Genomic DNA, 1,049 nt, shown 5'->3' with positions numbered 1-1,049 from the left:
ATGCTGCGCTCGGCCTCCGTGCCGCCGTCCAGGGTCCACTCGTGGACCTGCGGCTTGATCTCCGTCTTCACGACGCCGGGGATGCGGGCCAGGCCGGCCATGTCGATCTCGTTGTCGAAGTGGCCCACGTTGCCCACGATGGCCTTGTCCCTCATGGCGGCCATGTGCTCGGCCATGATGATGTCCTTGCCGCCGGTGGTGGTGACGAAGATGTGGCCCTCGCCCACCACGTCCTCGAGGCGGGCCACCTGATAGCCGTCCATCGCGGCCTGCAGTGCGCAGATCGGGTCGATCTCCGTGACGATCACGCGGGCGCCCTGGCCGCGCAGGGCCTCGGCGGCGCCCTTGCCGACGTCGCCGTAGCCGCAGACCACGGCCACCTTGCCGCCGATCAGCACGTCCGTGGCGCGCATGATGCCGTCCGGCAGGGAGTGGCGGATGCCGTACCTGTTGTCGAACTTGGACTTCGTCACGGCGTCGTTCACGTTGATCGCCGGGAAGAGCAGGCGGCCCGCCTGCGCCAGCTGGTAGAGACGCAGCACGCCCGTGGTGGTCTCCTCGGAGACGCCGCGCAGGGTGCCGGCGGTCCGGGTCCAGTGCTGCGGGTCGCGGGCCAGCGAGCGACGCAGCGTCTCGAGGATGATCCGGTACTCCTCGGGGTCGTCCTCGGTGGCGCTGGGCACGGCGCCCGCGGCCTCGAACTCGACGCCCTTGTGCACCAGCAGGGTGGCGTCGCCGCCGTCGTCCAGGATCATGTTGGGGCCGCGGTCCGGATCCTCGTCCGCGCCCGGCCAGGTGAGGATCTGCGAGGCGGTCCACCAGTAGTCCTCGAGGGACTCGTTCTTCCAGGCGAACACCGGCACGCCCTGCGGGTCCTCGGGGGTGCCCGAGCCCACGACGACGGCGGCGGCGGCCTCGTCCTGCGTGGAGAAGATGTTGCAGGAGGCCCACCGGACCTCGGCGCCGAGGGCGGTGAGGGTCTCGATGAGCACGGCGGTCTGCACGGTCATGTGCAGGGAGCCGGCGATGCGGGCGCCCTTCAGCGGCTG

1 protein-coding gene is annotated in these 1,049 nt (G+C 70.8%); it reads right to left on the bottom strand.

The genetic code is table 11. From position 1 onward, the window contains the following. On the bottom strand, nucleotides 1–1,049 hold a 1,049-nt coding region (locus tag AB0N07_RS52065; protein ID WP_365848136.1), incomplete at both ends, for an adenosylhomocysteinase.

Origin of the sequence: Streptomyces sp. NPDC051172, from assembly GCF_040682555.1 — a bacterium.
GTDB lineage: Bacteria > Actinomycetota > Actinomycetes > Streptomycetales > Streptomycetaceae > Streptomyces.
This window is presented reverse-complemented; position numbering and strand designations above follow the sequence as displayed.